Raw genomic sequence first — 14715 nt, forward strand, 5'->3', positions numbered from 1 at the left:
GCGCTGGCGGTGTTCCCCGGGGATGCTTGCCCGGGCCCGACCGGGCCGTGCAGCACCTCTCGGAGGAGAACGCGGATGGCATCACTCAGTGTCCGCACCCGTCGGCTGATCGCCGGTGGATGCGGAATGGCCCTCGTCGCTGGGGCCGCAGCCGGCTTCGCAGGGCGCCATGAGCTCAACGAAGCATGGCTGAAGTACCAGTGGCGGGACCGTCACTACAACGCGGCAGTCATGGAGAAGGCCCTCATGATCGCCGGCGGCAACCCGGCCGAGGCTCAGAACGAGTCCAAGGAAGCCGCCACCATCGCAGAGCAGTTCGCGCAGGCGCGGACCGCGCCGGGCATCGTCGCTCCCGGGGCCTACGGCAGTGCCTACACCCAGCTCCAGTCGCTGCCCCGTACGGCGGGCTCCTGGCGTGAGGTCACCAAGGTGCCCTACAACGCCGACGACCCCCGCTACCGGGACTGGAACTCGAACTCCTCCGGTGGCGCCGGGTATGTCACCGGTCGGGTGACCGGGCTCGCCGCTGACTCCAGCGACCACGTGTATGCAGCGGGCGCGAACGGCGGCGTATGGCGCTCCTCCCAGGGCGGCGGCGCCTGGACGCCGATCGCGGACTCGCTGCCCTCCCTCAGTGGAGGAGACCTGCGGCTCGCCGGCGACAGCTCGCTCTGGTACGCCACCGGCGAGGCAAACACGGGTGGCACCTCGTACGTCGGTGCGGGGGTCTTCCGGCTGGACAACCCCGCCACGGGCACCTTCGCCCCGACCGACCGGGTCGGCGGCAAGGAGCTGGAGTCCACCACCATCGGTCGCATCAGGTTCGGCGGTAGCACCGTCTTCGCCGCCACGAACCGCGGCATCTGGTATCACGCCCAGGGCACGAAGGCCGGCGCCTGGACCTTCGCGTTCGCGCCGAACATGTCGTGGATGCCGCAGATCAAGGACGATGCCGGCACGACGCTGGTACCCGCAGGGTCCAACTGGTCCGGCGACACCGCGTCCGGAGCGACCAACGCGGCATACAAGAACATCGTGAACGACATCGCTGTCGACCCGGCCAACCCGAAGCACGTCATCGCCGCCATCGGGTGGCGCTCGGGCGACACCTACAACGGCTTCTACGAGACGTCGGACTTCACCCAAGGCCCCTCAAGCTGGCACAAGCTGCCGGTGACGCTGGGCGGCATCACGAACACCTCGGACGTGGGCTACACGACGTTCGCCTTCAGCAAGAGCGGTGACCGGCTCTACGCCCTGGTACAGCAGCCGAGCAAGATCAACGCCTCGTCCTCGCTGGCCGGGATCTTCGTCTCCAAGACGGGTTCGCCGAGCGGTCCGTGGAACAAGATCGCCGACACCCAGCAGCTGCACAACAGCGGGTCCGCGCTGGACCGCAAGGGGTATGGCGTCGGTGTGCAGGCCTGGTACAACCAGTTCCTGCAGGTCGACCCCACCAACCGCGACCATGTCTGGGCCGGGCTGGAGGAGGTCTTCGAGACCAAGGACGCCGGGTCCCACTGGTCGGCCGTGTCGCCGTACTGGAACTTCGGCTTCCCGTGCTGGAGCCTCGACGACGCCAAGAACACCTGCCCGCTCGCGGGCCACTCCGACCAGCACTCGGTCGCCATCGGCACCAAGGCAGGCAAGCAGTTCGTCTTCTTCGGCAACGACGGAGGCGTCTACCGGCGCCCGGTCAACGGGCAGGTCAACGCCAACGGCAACGCGACCGACCTCGAGTCGGTGACCACGGACGGCACCATGGACGCGCTGCAGTACTACTCGGCGTCGGTCGGCAAGGACACCAGGAACGGCACGGGGGTCGTCCTGTCGGGTGGCCTCCAGGACAACGGGGTCTCGAACCTCTTCAGGGTCCAGCCGGACGGGTCCAACGGCGACACCGAGATGGGGTCGAGCTTCGGCGGGGACGGCGGTGACGGGGCCGCCGATCCGCGCAACGGCTGCAACCAGCTGCAGGAGTACGTCAACCTGGCGGTGAAGATCACCAACACCTGCGCGCTGAACAAGGGTGCCCTCAGCGTGGACCAGGCGACCTCCTGGTCGCTGGACCCCGGTGACCCCTCGCCGAGGTTCATCGCTCCGATCGCGCTGGACTCCGGCAACCCGGACCACTTCGTCTTCGGTGGCCGGTACGTCTACACGGGGACGAAGGGCTGGACGGCCACGCGCAGCGCCTCGGACCTCGACAAGGCCTTCGACCTCGGCACCGGGCACTCGGCCACCGCCGTGTCGATGCACAACGGCGTGTCGTACGTGTCCTGGTGTGGTCCCTGCAACAACGCCGGGTTCACCCGGGGGATCGCGACGAACGCGGGCGGCCAGTGGCACCAGCTCACGCTGGGCACCTCCTTCCCGAACCGGTTCGTCCAGGGGCTGGCCATCGACGCCACGAACACCGACCACGCGTATGCCGCGGTCAACGGCTTCTCCCGTCGGTTCACCGAAGGCCCGGGGGCCGGCGTCGGACACCTGTACGAGACGACGGACGGCGGTGCCCACTGGAACGACATCAGTGCCAACCTGCCCGACGTGCCGGCGAGCAGCGTCAAGCGGCTGTCCACCGGCGCGCTCGTCCTGGGCACCGACCTGGCGGCGTTCTACCGGGCACCGGGCGCCACCACCTGGCAGGTGCTCGGGACCGGGCTGCCCCTCACGGTGGTCATGAAGGTCGAGGCAGCACCTGACGGCAACCTGTACGCGGCGACCCACGGGCGCGGGATCTGGAGCATCCCCGCTCCGCGCTGACCGCTCGCTGTGCACCCACCGGAGGCCCCGGCCGCGTGAGGCGGCCGGGGCCTTCCGCGTCGTGATGAGAGGATGGCGCGCGTGATCGATCAGCTGTGGGAATGGGTTGTCATCGCCATCGGCATCCTCGTGGTGCTCGGTGGCCTGCTCGTCGGGCTCATGCGTGGCCGGGGAGGCCGCAGCCGGTCCGCACCGGCGCCGGGACGCGGGACCGACGTACTGCCCGGCGTGGGAGACGACGCCGAGCCACCGCGGGACGCGCCGAAGAGGTCGGTGCAGGACGCGGGATCGGTCGACACGCTGCCGGCCCCGGAGGAGTCGCTCGCGACCCCCGCCCCGGCGCCGACCATCGAACGTCCGGAGTCCGCCCGAGGACGCCTGACCCGGTTGCGGGCGCGGCTCGCCCGGTCGAACTCGGCGCTCGGGCAGGGCCTGCTGGCCCTGCTGTCCCGGGGGGGGTTGGACGAGGAGGCATGGGAAGAGGTCGAGGACACCCTGATCCGCTCGGACCTCGGCGTGGAGGCCACCACGGAGCTGGTGGACAGCCTGCGCGCCAAGGTCAAGGTCGAGGGCACCACGGATGAGGCCACCGTCCGGGGGTGGCTGCGCGAGGACCTGCTCCGCCTCGTCGACCCGTCACTGGACCGCACCGTGGCCAGCAGCCGGGCGCAGGGACGGCCCGCGGTGGTCCTCGTCGTGGGGGTCAACGGGACCGGCAAGACGACGACCGTGGGAAAGCTCGCCAGGGTGCTCGTGGCGGAGGACAAGGACGTCGTTCTCGGCGCCGCCGACACCTTCCGCGCTGCCGCGGCGGACCAGCTGGAGACCTGGGGCACCCGGGTAGGGGTGCCGACGGTGCGCTCGGACCGCGACGGGGCGGACCCGGCGGCCGTAGCGTTCGACGCGGTGAAGGCAGGCGCCGAGATGGAGGCTGACGTCGTCCTGGTCGACACTGCCGGGCGGCTGCACAACAAGGTCGGACTGATGGACGAGCTGGCCAAGGTCAAGCGGGTCATCGAGAAGCAGAGCCCGATCGACGAGGTCCTGCTCGTCCTCGACGCCACGACCGGACAGAACGGGCTGCGCCAGGCGGAGGTCTTCGCCCAGGTGGTGGACGTCACCGGGATCGTGCTCACCAAGCTGGACGGGACGGCCAAGGGGGGCATCGTCGTCTCGGTCCAGCGCAAGCTGGGGGTGCCCGTCAAGCTCGTGGGGCTGGGCGAGGGGCCGGACGACCTTGCCCCGTTCGACCCGGAGGCGTTCGTCGACGCTCTGCTTGACTGAGCGACACCGGTCCACTGAGCGAAACCGGATCCAGGAACTCCCCGGCGAGCTCCCGGTGCCACCACGCGCCGGTTCCTCGCCGCTCGCGCCACGTCGTGAACCGGTACCGGTAGAGCCGCGCACGCACGACCTCGGGTGGGCTGTCGGGGAAGGGGTTGTACCTCAGCAGCCGTAGCGTGGTGCGGTCGTTGTGCAGCAGCTTGAGCGCGAGGCGGGAGAACCAGGGACGCGCGTACGCGGGTGACAGCGCGGCGAACCACATCAGCCAGTCCAGGCGCAGGTGGTAAGGCGCGTACTGGCGCGGCCTGCGACGGGGGTCTCCCGGCTTTCCCTTGAACTCGTACTCCCGCCACCCCAGCAGGCCCTCCAGCGACCGTCGCGCGCCTTCGACCACGATCTCGTACCGCACCTTCGTGACACTTCCGAACGCGCCATACGTGTTCACCAGGTGCAGGGGGTCGAACGACGCGTTCATGGCCTGGCGGCCCGAGAGCAGGTTCCGCGCCGGCCGGTAGCTGAGCACGACCACGAGAACGAGCACCGCGCAGACGAGCACCACCCACCACAGCGGCATCCGTCCTCCATCCGCGGGCGGTCGGGCTGCCAACACCAGGCTCCAGAACCGGTCCGGTACGGCAGGGAGCGCCAGCACGATCGCCGTCCAGTTGAGCCAGGAGAAGTTGCCGCTCAGGACGAGCCAGAGCTGGGTCAGCACCATGACGCCGGCGCACGCGCCTGCCACCGGCTGGGGGAGGAAGAGCCCGAAGGGAAGCACGAGCTGTGTCAGGTGGTTGGCAGCCACCTCCACCCGGTGTAGGGGCTTGGGAAGGTGGTGGAACCACCAGCTGAGCGGTCCCGGCATGGGCTGCGTCTCGTGGTGGAAGTCCAGGCACGTCAGGTCGCGCCAGCAGCGGTCGCCCCGGAGCTTGATCAGCCCCGCCCCGAACTCCAGGCGGAAGAGCAGCCACCGGACCGCGACGAGCACTGGGAAGGGTGGCGTGGTCTGGGCGTTGCCGAGGAAGACGGCCAGGAACCCCGCCTCGAGCAGCAGCGACTCCCAGCCGAAGCCATACCAGATCTGCCCCACGTTGACGATGGACAGGTACGCAGCCCACAGCAGCAGCCACGCCAGCATCGTCAGCGGTAGGGGCAGTCGCTCCGTCACGCCGAGGAGGGTGGCCGCCGCCACGACTGCCCCGGTCCCTGCCACGACAGCGAGGAGGCGGTCCGAGTAGCGCCAGTGGAACAGGCTGGGCGACCGCCGGAACGGAACCCTGCGGACGAAGTCCGGGATAGGGGTGAGCCCTTCCGTCCCCAGCAGCGCGCGCGACTGGGTCAGGGCCACGACGAACGCGACGAGGTAGACCGCCGCCAGCCCTCGCTGGAAGGCCAGGCGGGCCAGCCAGTACCCGTCGCCCGCGAACCACTCCACCGAGGTCAACGCTACGACGGCAGGCTCCTCGTCGCCTGGCGCAGCTGGCCGACGCTGCCCCTCGGCCGCGCACCGATGGCCTAGCCTGGGCCGGTGGACACGGGGGTCATCCGGCTCGGAGCAGCGTCGAAGGCGTGGCGGGCTGCGGTGGTGGCCATGCTCGCCGGCCTGTTCTGCGCCGGCTCCCTCGTGGGGGACGACCCGTGGTGGCCATTCGGTCCGTGGCGGATGTTCTCGACCTCACAGGCCTCGACCGGCTCGGTGGTGTCGACGGGGATCGAGGTGCAGACCGCACAGGCGCCGCGGGACTGGGTCCCGGCGCCACTGACGCCGGACACCGTCGGTCTCAACCGAGCCGAGATCGAGGGCCGGATCCCGCAGATCGTGGCCCACCCCTCACGGCTCGGGACGCTCGCCGCCAGCCATGCCGCGCTGCGTCCCGGCGCACCGGCGTGGACCGCGCTTCGCGTCGTCCGGCGACAGATCGTGGTCGTGGACCGCAAGCCGACCGGTGAGGTGCGGCAGCAGACCCTTGCCCAGTGGTCGGCAGGCCCGTGACTGCCGACGGCCGCGTCGCCATCGACCCTCCAAGCGGCGTGGACACTTCCGGTGCCGCCGACCCTCCCGGTGCCGCCGACACGCCCGCCGGCCGCGACACCGGAGTGCGGACCCCGCGTCTGGGGCGTTGGCTGTTCGACCCGGCTCCGATGTCCCGCTTGGCAGCGCTGCGGCTGCTCGTCTTCGGCTTCGTGGTCGTGGACGTGCTCGGGCTGCACACGTCCGGCTGGTACCACGGCTGGGCCGACCCGGTCTGGTACGAGCCACTCCTGCTCGGCGACGCGCTCCACCTCCCGGCTGCATCCGTCGCGCTGGTCGAGCTGCTGAGGTGGGGCTCCGTCGCGGCCGCCCTGGCCGCGATGACCGGCCGGGCCCCACGGCTGCTCGGCTGGACGGTGGCCGTGGGGTGGACCTGGTACCAGTACGTCGCCTTCAGCTACGGCAAGGTCGACCACGACCGGGCCGACTTCGTGGTCGCCCTGGCGCTGCTGCCGACCGTGGGGCTGGCGCACCTGTCCGACCGACGCCGCAGCGAGGCGGCGGGCTTCGCCCTGAGGGCGGTGCAGCTCGCGGCTGTGGCGACGTACTTCCTGTCGGCCTGGGCCAAGGTGCGCTTCGGCGGCTGGGAGTGGGTGAACTCCGCCACCATGGTCCGCGCCGTGGTGCGCCGCGGCACGCCGTGGGCCCGGTGGCTGCTCGACGTACCGTGGACGTTGCACTGGTTCCAGTGGGTCCTCTTCACGGCGGAGCTCACGGCGCCCGTCATCTTCCTCCTCTCCGAGCGCTGGCGCCGCAGGGCGGTCGCCGGCTGGTTCGTGTTCCACGCCATGACGTATGCCGCCATCACGATCGCCTTCTGGCCGCACCTGGTCATGATGCTCGCCTTCCTGCCGCTGGAGCGAGGGGCCGAGTGGCTGCGCGAGCGACTGCCGCGACGCGTGGCAGCCACCCTCCGGTCGGTGTCAGGGTGGTCCTCGTGAGTCCCGGAACCACCAGAGCCGAGCACGCTGCCGCCTTCCTCTCCGCCGTGGAGGTGACCTGGGACCTCGCCTGTGCCGAGCAGGTGAGGGACGCGTGGGCGCAGGAGAGCTCGTGCGCCGGGATGACCGTCGGCGGCCTGGCGAACCATCTGATCAACCAAGCCGTGAACACGGCCCTGCTCCTCGGCCGGCCGCCGCAACCGGAGCCGCCGATCGCCCTGCTGGACCACTACCACCGCGCCGCCTGGGTCTCCGCCTCGCCCGACGACGACGTCAACGTCGCCATCCGCGACGGGGACAACGCCCGGGCCGAGGCAGGACGGGACGTGGTGCTGGCACGGGCGCGCGAGGCGATCGACCGGTTGCCCGCTGCGCTGGGGGCGCAGCGCGAGCCCGACACGGTGCTCATCCCCTGGCAGGGGTGGGCGCTGTCCACGCAGGACTTCCTCACGACCCGGATGATGGAGATGGTCGTCCACGGGGACGATCTCGCGTCCAGTGTCGGGCTCGAGACGCCCCAGTACGGTGAAGCAGTGCTCGGGCCCGTGCTCGGCCTGCTCACCGGCGTGGCGGTGCGGCGACACGGAGAGGCGGCAGTGGTGCGTGCCCTCAGCCGCCCACAGCGCGCACCCGCGACCGTGTCGGCCTTCTGAGAGGCGGCCGGTCCAGGATGCGAGACGGTGGCCGCGCCTTTACCTGATGCTTACGGTCGTGGGACCGCGCTAACACGGCTGTAACACAGGAAGGCGCTGCCGGAAACCGCCGCCCTGCACAGTTCTGGCCATGACAACAGCACTGCTGCCCGCTGCGGCAGCGACTCCGACGATCAACGAAGCGGCGACGGCGTTCATGCTGATCGCCGCCTCGATGGTCCTGCTCATGACGCCAGGCCTCGCGCTGTTCTACGGCGGCATGACGCGAGCCAAGTCCGTCCTCAACATGATGATGATGTCGTTCGGGGCCCTCGGCGTCGTCGGCGTCATCTACGTGTTGTGGGGCTACTCCATGTCCTTCGGCAACCTCCAGGACGGGACCTCCGACGTCGCCGGAATCTTCACCAACCCCTTCCACCTCTTCGGCCTGGGCGGTGTCATCGGGCCCGAGGGCTCCCGACTGGTCGACGTCTTCGGCGTCAACGTCTTCATCCCCGAGACCGTCTTCGTCGGTTTCCAGCTCACCTTCGCCGTCATCACCGTGGCGCTGATCAGCGGCGCCGTCGCCGACCGCGTCAAGTTCTCGACGTGGCTGGTGTTCTCCGGCATCTGGGCCACGGTGGTGTACTTCCCGATCAGCCACATGGTCTGGGGCGGCGGCGTCCTGTCCGGCGCCGAGAACGGCCTGTCGGCCAAGATCTTCGGCGCGGCGGACGGCGTGGCGAAGGTCCTCCCGATCGACTTCGCCGGTGGCACCGTGGTCCACATCAACGCCGGTATCGCGGGCCTGGTGCTCGCGCTGGTGGTCGGCAAGCGGCTCGGCTTCGCCAAGACACCGATGCGCCCGCACAACGTCCCGGTCGTCATGCTGGGTGCCGGCCTGCTGTGGTTCGGCTGGTTCGGCTTCAACGCCGGCTCCGAGCTCGCCGCGGACGGGCTTGCGTCCACCGTATGGCTCAACACGACCGCGGCGACCTGTGCGGCCATGCTGGGGTGGCTGCTCGTGGAGAAGCTGCGTGACGGGCACGCCACCTCCATCGGTGGGGCCTCCGGCGCGGTGGCCGGGCTCGTCGCCATCACGCCGGCCTGCGGTGCCCTGTCACCAGTCGGTTCGCTCATCCTCGGTGCGGTGGCCGGTGGCCTGTCCGCACTGGCGGTGGGGCTCAAGTACCGCTTCGGCTACGACGACTCCCTCGACGTGGTCGGGGTCCACCTGGTCGCCGGGCTCTGGGGCACCATCGGTGCCGGGCTCCTGTCCGTGTCCTCGGGACTGTTCTACGGTAAGGGAGTCGACCAGACCGTCATCCAGGTCATCATCGCGCTGACGTCGCTCGTCGTCTCCGGGGTGCTCACGCTGCTCATCGCCCTGGCACTCAAGGCAGTGATGGGCTGGCGCGTCGACACTGACGTGGAGTCCGACGGTATCGACCAGACGGAGCACGGCGAGTCGGCCTACGAGCTCAGCGGGTTCGGTGGCCGGTTCGGCGCCGGCTCCGCAGTGACCACCGGCTCGCACGCCAAGACCCCCGAGGGAGCATCCGCATGAAGCTCGTCACCGCCATCATCAAGCCGCACCAGCTGGACGAGGTCAAGGAGGCATTGGAGGCCTACGGGATCTCCGGCATGACCGTGAGCGAGGCGTCCGGGTACGGGCGCCAGCGTGGCCACAGCGAGGTGTACCGCGGCGCGGAGTACACCGTCGACTTCGTGCCGAAGGTCCGGGTCGAGGTCCTCGTCGACGACATCGACGCCGCGTCGGTTGCGGACGTCATCCTGAAGTCGGCACAGACCGGCCGCATCGGCGACGGGAAGATCTGGACGGTTCCGGTGGATGACGTGGTGCGGGTCCGCACCGGGGAGCGGGGCGTCGACGCTCTGTGACCGGCCTGCCCCAGACAGCGGTGGCGCCCAGAGTCAGAAGGCTCTGGGCGCCACTGCCTGCCGTCCGGGACGGCTAACACACACGTAACACACGCGCGCACTCTCCGAAACCGCGGGGAGCGACAGTGGGAGGCATGACGATCGACACCACCGACCTGGCGGCCCGCCGCCTGGACCTGGCGGGGGCCCGGGGGTTCCACGTCCCGGGCGCCGGGCCTGCCCGACGCTCGGCGATCTCGGCGCTCACCAGGCAGTGGCTGACGCAGGTATGGCAGGACGCCACGGACTCCCGCGCGACCGAGGGGATCGCGCTCGCCGCCGTCGGCAGCCTCGCCCGAGGTGACGCCGGACCGCTCAGCGACGTAGACCTGGTCCTGCTCCACTACGGGCGCTCGCTCAGCGGTGAGGACCTGCGCGGGCTGGCAGACCGGATCTGGTACCCGGTGTGGGATGCCGGGGTGCGGCTCGACCATGCCGTCCGCACGGTGAACCAGTGCCGCACCGTGGCGTCGGGGGACCTCGCCGCAGCCGTCGGGCTGCTGGACCTCGAGTGCATCGCCGGTGACGCCGAGGTCGTGACCGCCGCCAGGTCCACGGTGGCCCACGACTGGCGCGCCAACGCCCGTCGACGGCTTCCCCAGCTCGTCGAAGGGCTCAAGGCCCGGCACGCACGACATGGCGACCTGGCGCAGAGCCTCGAGGCCGACCTGAAGGAGGCCCACGGCGGGCTCCGCGACATGACCGTCCTCAACGCCCTGGCGGCGGCCTGGCTCACCGACCGACCCCACGGGGGCGTCGACGAGGCGCACCAGGTGCTGCTCGACGTCCGCGACGCCGTCCACGTCGTGACCGGCAAGGGCCGAGACAGGCTGACGCGCGAGGACCACGACGCCGTGGCAGCCCTGCTCGGCCAGCCCGACGCCGACGACATGCTGACCACCGTGGCGACTGCGGGGCGGACCGTCGCCTTCGCCCTCGACGGCACGGTGCGCCGGGCGGGCCAGTCGCAGCGGGCTCGCGCGCTTCGGGTGGGCCCACGCCGACCGCAGCTCAACCCCCTGGGCTTCGGGATGTTCGAGCACGACGGCGAGGTGGTGCTCGGACCCCGCAGCACGCTGTCCACCGACCCGCTGCTACCGCTGCGGGCGGCGGTCGTGGCCGCGCGGAACAACCTCCCGATCGCCCCCACCACGCTGGCGAACCTTGCCGGGCAGACGCCAAGGCTCGAGGAGCCGTGGCCCGAGATCGCCCGGGACCTGTTCGCTGACCTGCTGGCCACCGGCCCAGGCCTGGTGAGCGTGTGGGAGGGGCTGGACCAGGCCGGCCTCGTCGACCGTTGGCTGCCGGAGTGGGCGGCAGTCCGCTCCCGTCCCCAGCGCAGCGCCGTCCACCGTCACACGGTCGACCGGCACCTCATCGAGACGGTCGTCATCGCCGGTGGGCTCGTCCGCGCTGTGAGCCGAGCCGACCTGCTGCTGCTGGCGGCCCTGCTGCACGACATCGGCAAGGTGCCTGGGGCGCACGACCACGCCGCCACGGGCGCGCCGCTGGCCCGTGCCATCGTCACCCGCCTCGGATACTCGGCTGAGGATGTGGAGGTCGTGACCACGCTCGTGCGCGAGCACCTGACGCTCATCGACCTGGCGACCAGGCGCGACCACCAGGACCCCGGGACGGTCGGCGCCGCGCGCGACGCGGTGGGTGGCTCCCGTGAGGTGTTCGACCTGCTCGTCGCCCTGACGGAGGCCGACGCGTCCGCCGCCGGGCCGCAGGCCTGGACCGACTGGCGGGCCACCCTGCTGCGCCAGCTCGCCGAAGCGGCGCGTACAGGCTGGGAGGAGGGCAGCGTGCCGCAGCCCGGCAAGGCTGTGACCGTCGGTGCGCAGGAGCTGCAGTCGGTGGCCGCGGGTGAGCCCCGCGTCGTGGTGCGCCCACAGGGCGGCTCCTACCGGATCGACGTCTTCGACCGCGACCGGCTGGGACTGTTCGCCGACACCGCCGGGCTGCTCGCGGCATACGGCCTGGTCGTCAGGACCGCGATCCTGCGGACCATCGAAGGCGTCGCCGCCAACGAGTGGCACGTCGAGAGCCCGAGCAACGAGCCACCGGACGAGCAGCGCATCGTGCGCGGGCTGCAGCGGCTGGCCCAGGGTGACCGAGCGCCACTGGGGCTCCTGGACCGGCGCCGACAGTTCGCCGCCCGCCCCAGTGCCAGCGCGGGCACCGGCTCGCCGGGTCAGGCTCGGGCCCTCGTCGTCCCGCACGCGTCCCAGGACGCGACGGTCATCGAGGTGAGGGCGCAGGACCGCCCGGGCCTCCTCCACGAGCTCGGGATCGGCTTCGCGAAGGCAGGGCTGTCCGTGCGGTCGGCGCACATCGCCACGTATGCCGGGCAGACGCTGGACACCTTCTACGTCACCGAGTTCGGTGGGCGCCTGCTCTCGCCCGCCAAGGTGGCGCAGACCGTCGCCATGGTCATCGACACCTGCGACGGCACGCTTCCCTCCGCCTGAAGACGGCCCACTCCTGCCGACCGGACGCCACCAAGGCTGCCCCTCCGGACCGGACTCAGGAAGTTGTGCGTGTCGGCCCGCTCGCCGTGCCGACACGCACAACTTCTGGAGTTCTGTGGGGTGGGCGCCGGTCGTCTGTGCTGGATGCGGTCCGCTGGGCTGGATGCTCGTCGTGGGGCAGCGCCGGGGCGGTTAACCTTGGGCGCGTGTTCACCAGCCTTTCCGACCGCCTGACCGCCACCTTCAAGAACCTCCGGGGGAAGGGGCGGCTCTCCGAGTCCGACGTCAACGCGACGATCCGCGACATCCGTCTCGCGCTGCTCGACGCGGACGTGTCGCTGCCCGTGGTGAAGAAGTTCACCCACGCAGTGCGCGAGCGCGCCCTCGGGGCCGAGGTCTCCGGCGCGCTGAACCCGGGCCAGCAGGTCGTCAAGATCGTCAACGAAGAGCTGGTCGACATCCTGGGGGGCCAGACCCGCACGATCCGGTTCGCCAAGAACCCGCCGACCGTCATCATGCTGGCCGGTCTGCAGGGTGCGGGAAAGACCACGCTTGCGGGCAAGCTGGCTCGGTGGCTCAAGGAGCAGGGCCATACGCCGATCCTGGTTGCCGCCGACCTCCAGCGGCCCAACGCCGTCACCCAGCTCCAGGTGGTCGGGGAGCGTGCCGGCGTGCCGGTCTTCGCGCCCGAGCGCGGCAACGTCGGCGGTCACGACGCCGTGGGCCCCACCGGCGAAGGGACCCGGTCGTTCGGCGACCCGGTCGCCGTCTCGAGAGCGGGTATCGACCACGCGCGGCGCAGCCAGTACGACGTCGTCATCGTCGACACCGCGGGTCGCCTCGCGGTCGACACGGAGCTCATGCAGCAGGCCGCCGACATCCGGTCGGCGATCCAGCCCGACGAGGTGCTCTTCGTCATCGACGCGATGATCGGGCAGGCCGCGGTCGACACCGCGCTGGCCTTCCAGGAGGGGGTGGACTTCACCGGCGTCGTGCTGTCCAAGCTCGACGGCGACGCTCGGGGTGGCGCCGCGCTCTCGGTCGCCTCGGTCACCGGACGGCCGATCATGTTCGCCTCGACCGGCGAGGCGGTCAAGGACTTCGAGGTCTTCCATCCCGACCGGATGGCCTCCCGCATCCTCGACATGGGCGACGTGCTCACCCTCATCGAGCAGGCGGAGAAGGCGTTCGACGCCCGCCGGGCCCAGGAGATGCAGCGCAAGTTCCTGGCCGAGGAGGACTTCACCTTCGATGACTTCCTCGACCAGATGGCGGCCCTGAAGAAGATGGGCGGGCTGAAGTCCATGCTCGGCATGATGCCCGGCATGGGCCAGATGAAGGCGCAGCTCGACAACCTGGACCCCAAGGAGTTCGACCGCGTCGAGGCCATGGTGCGTTCGATGACGCCTTTCGAGCGCAACCACTCCAAGCAGATCAACGGCTCTCGTCGGGCGCGGATCGCCAAGGGCTCGGGAGTCGAGGTGTCGGAGGTCAACGCGCTGCTCGAGCGGTTCACCGAGGCCCAGAAGATGATGAAGCAGCTCGCCCGTGGCGGCGGCATCCCGGGGATGCCCGGCATGCCTGGGATGGGCGGTGGCCGGAAGCGCCAGCAGCAGCCGCAGCGCAAGAAGTCGAAGTCGGGGAACCCCGCCAAGCGTGCGGCGCAGGAGCGCGCGGCCGCCGAGCGGCCATCGGCGCCGAAGGCGTCTGGGGGAGCGGCCTTCGGAGCCGGCTCGCAGCCCGATGCTCGGCCGGACCTCGATCCCACCCAGCTCCCGGCCGGGTTCGAGAAGTTCCTCGGGCGGTGACGGGCGCTCCGCGGCTGCATACGCTCTCCGTGGGTCGGTCGGGCCCGCGGGTCGCGTTCCTCCACGGGCTCTTCGGACAGGGGCGCAACTGGACCCAGATCGCCAAGGCGCTCGCCGGACCGGACGGTAACGACGCGCGCTGCGCCCTGGTCGACCTGCCCGACCACGGTCGCTCACCCTGGTCGAAGGAGTTCTCGCTCGAGGCGTACGCCGAGGCGGTCGCCGGCACGTTGCGTGCGGTCGACCCGGCCGAACCGTGGGTTGTCGTGGGGCACTCGCTGGGCGGGAAGACCGCCATGATGTTGGCGCTGGAGCACCCGGAGCTCGTCAGCCGGCTCTGCGTCGTCGATGTGGCGCCCAAGAGCTATGGGACACTCGAGCGCTTCAGCGGCTATATCCAAGAGATGCAGGACCTACCGCTCGACCAGCTGAGCAGCAGGGCGGACGCCGAGGCCCGGTTCGACGAGCCGAACGCGGGCGTCAAGGCGTTCCTGCTCCAGAACCTGCGTCGTCACGGCGACGGCTGGCGTTGGCAGGCCAACCTCGACCTCTTCGCCGCCGATGCCGCCTCCGGTTCAGACTCGCGGATCGCCGACTGGCCGCTGGACCCCGAGGACGTGACGCCGTACGGGGGCCCGGTCCTCTGGGTGGCCGGCTCGGACTCGGCGTACATCGGCGACGAGGACCTACCGACGATGCGAAGGTTCTTTCCGAAGGTGCGGCTGCTGACCGTGAAGGGTGCCACGCACTGGGTGCACACCGACGCCCCGGAGGTCATGGCGCAGGCCCTGCGCCGGTTCGTCGCGCCGCTGGCCTCGGAGGCTCGCTAGGGTCGGATGC

At 70.8% G+C, this 14715-nt stretch carries 11 protein-coding genes; 10 read left to right on the forward strand and 1 reads right to left on the reverse strand.

Annotated features, from left to right (window positions below; all coding sequences use genetic code 11):
- Positions 1 to 75 precede the first annotated feature (75 nt).
- Together PHA84_RS13275 and ftsY are read left to right on the forward strand one after the other, a co-directional pair.
- The gene (locus PHA84_RS13275) at positions 76 to 2766 is read left to right on the forward strand and encodes a WD40/YVTN/BNR-like repeat-containing protein (protein WP_270888590.1); all 2691 of its coding nucleotides are present in this window, start codon (positions 76 to 78) and stop codon (positions 2764 to 2766) included.
- A 72-nt stretch (positions 2767 to 2838) separates the two neighbouring features.
- Positions 2839 to 4050, forward strand: coding sequence for a signal recognition particle-docking protein FtsY (ftsY, locus tag PHA84_RS13280; RefSeq protein ID WP_270888591.1), 1212 nt, complete (start codon positions 2839 to 2841; stop codon positions 4048 to 4050).
- On the opposite strand, the gene PHA84_RS13285 is transcribed toward ftsY, so the two are convergent.
- Positions 3968 to 5482: a lipase maturation factor family protein gene (locus tag PHA84_RS13285; RefSeq protein ID WP_270888592.1), complete on the reverse strand. Its 1515-nt coding sequence runs from the start codon at positions 5480 to 5482 to the stop codon at positions 3968 to 3970. The two genes, ftsY and PHA84_RS13285, sit on opposite strands and share 83 nt — an antisense overlap.
- Positions 5483 to 5575: 93 nt before the next feature.
- Here PHA84_RS13285 and PHA84_RS13290 point away from each other — a divergent pair, with 93 nt between their 5' ends.
- The 8 genes from PHA84_RS13290 (at position 5576) to PHA84_RS13325 (ending at position 14705) form a co-directional block, all read left to right on the forward strand.
- Positions 5576 to 6040: a hypothetical protein gene (locus PHA84_RS13290; protein WP_270888593.1), complete on the forward strand. Its 465-nt coding sequence runs from the start codon at positions 5576 to 5578 to the stop codon at positions 6038 to 6040.
- Positions 6037 to 7020, forward strand: coding sequence for an HTTM domain-containing protein (locus tag PHA84_RS13295; protein ID WP_270888594.1), 984 nt, complete (start codon positions 6037 to 6039; stop codon positions 7018 to 7020). The genes PHA84_RS13290 and PHA84_RS13295 overlap by 4 nt, the downstream gene beginning before the upstream one ends.
- Positions 7017 to 7673 (forward strand): maleylpyruvate isomerase N-terminal domain-containing protein, encoded by a 657-nt coding sequence (locus PHA84_RS13300; RefSeq protein WP_270888595.1) that lies wholly within the window; start codon positions 7017 to 7019, stop codon positions 7671 to 7673. The genes PHA84_RS13295 and PHA84_RS13300 overlap by 4 nt, the downstream gene beginning before the upstream one ends.
- Positions 7674 to 7803: 130 nt before the next feature.
- Entirely contained in the window at positions 7804 to 9219 is a 1416-nt protein-coding gene (locus tag PHA84_RS13305) for an ammonium transporter (protein WP_270888596.1), read from the forward strand.
- Entirely contained in the window at positions 9216 to 9554 is a 339-nt protein-coding gene (locus tag PHA84_RS13310; protein ID WP_091780767.1) for a P-II family nitrogen regulator, read from the forward strand. Before PHA84_RS13305 ends, PHA84_RS13310 begins: the two co-directional genes overlap by 4 nt.
- A 134-nt stretch (positions 9555 to 9688) precedes the next feature.
- A complete protein-coding gene (locus PHA84_RS13315; protein ID WP_270888597.1) occupies positions 9689 to 12067 on the forward strand; it encodes a [protein-PII] uridylyltransferase in 2379 nt (792 codons plus the stop codon).
- 206 nt (positions 12068 to 12273) lie between these two features.
- Positions 12274 to 13875 (forward strand): signal recognition particle protein, encoded by a 1602-nt coding sequence (gene ffh / locus PHA84_RS13320; protein WP_270888598.1) that lies wholly within the window; start codon positions 12274 to 12276, stop codon positions 13873 to 13875.
- Positions 13872 to 14705: an alpha/beta fold hydrolase gene (locus PHA84_RS13325; protein ID WP_270888599.1), complete on the forward strand. Its 834-nt coding sequence runs from the start codon at positions 13872 to 13874 to the stop codon at positions 14703 to 14705. Before ffh ends, PHA84_RS13325 begins: the two co-directional genes overlap by 4 nt.
- The last annotated feature ends 10 nt before the right edge of the window (positions 14706 to 14715 follow it).

Origin of the sequence: Pedococcus sp. 5OH_020, assembly GCF_027812955.1 — a bacterium.
Classification (GTDB): domain Bacteria; phylum Actinomycetota; class Actinomycetes; order Actinomycetales; family Dermatophilaceae; genus Pedococcus.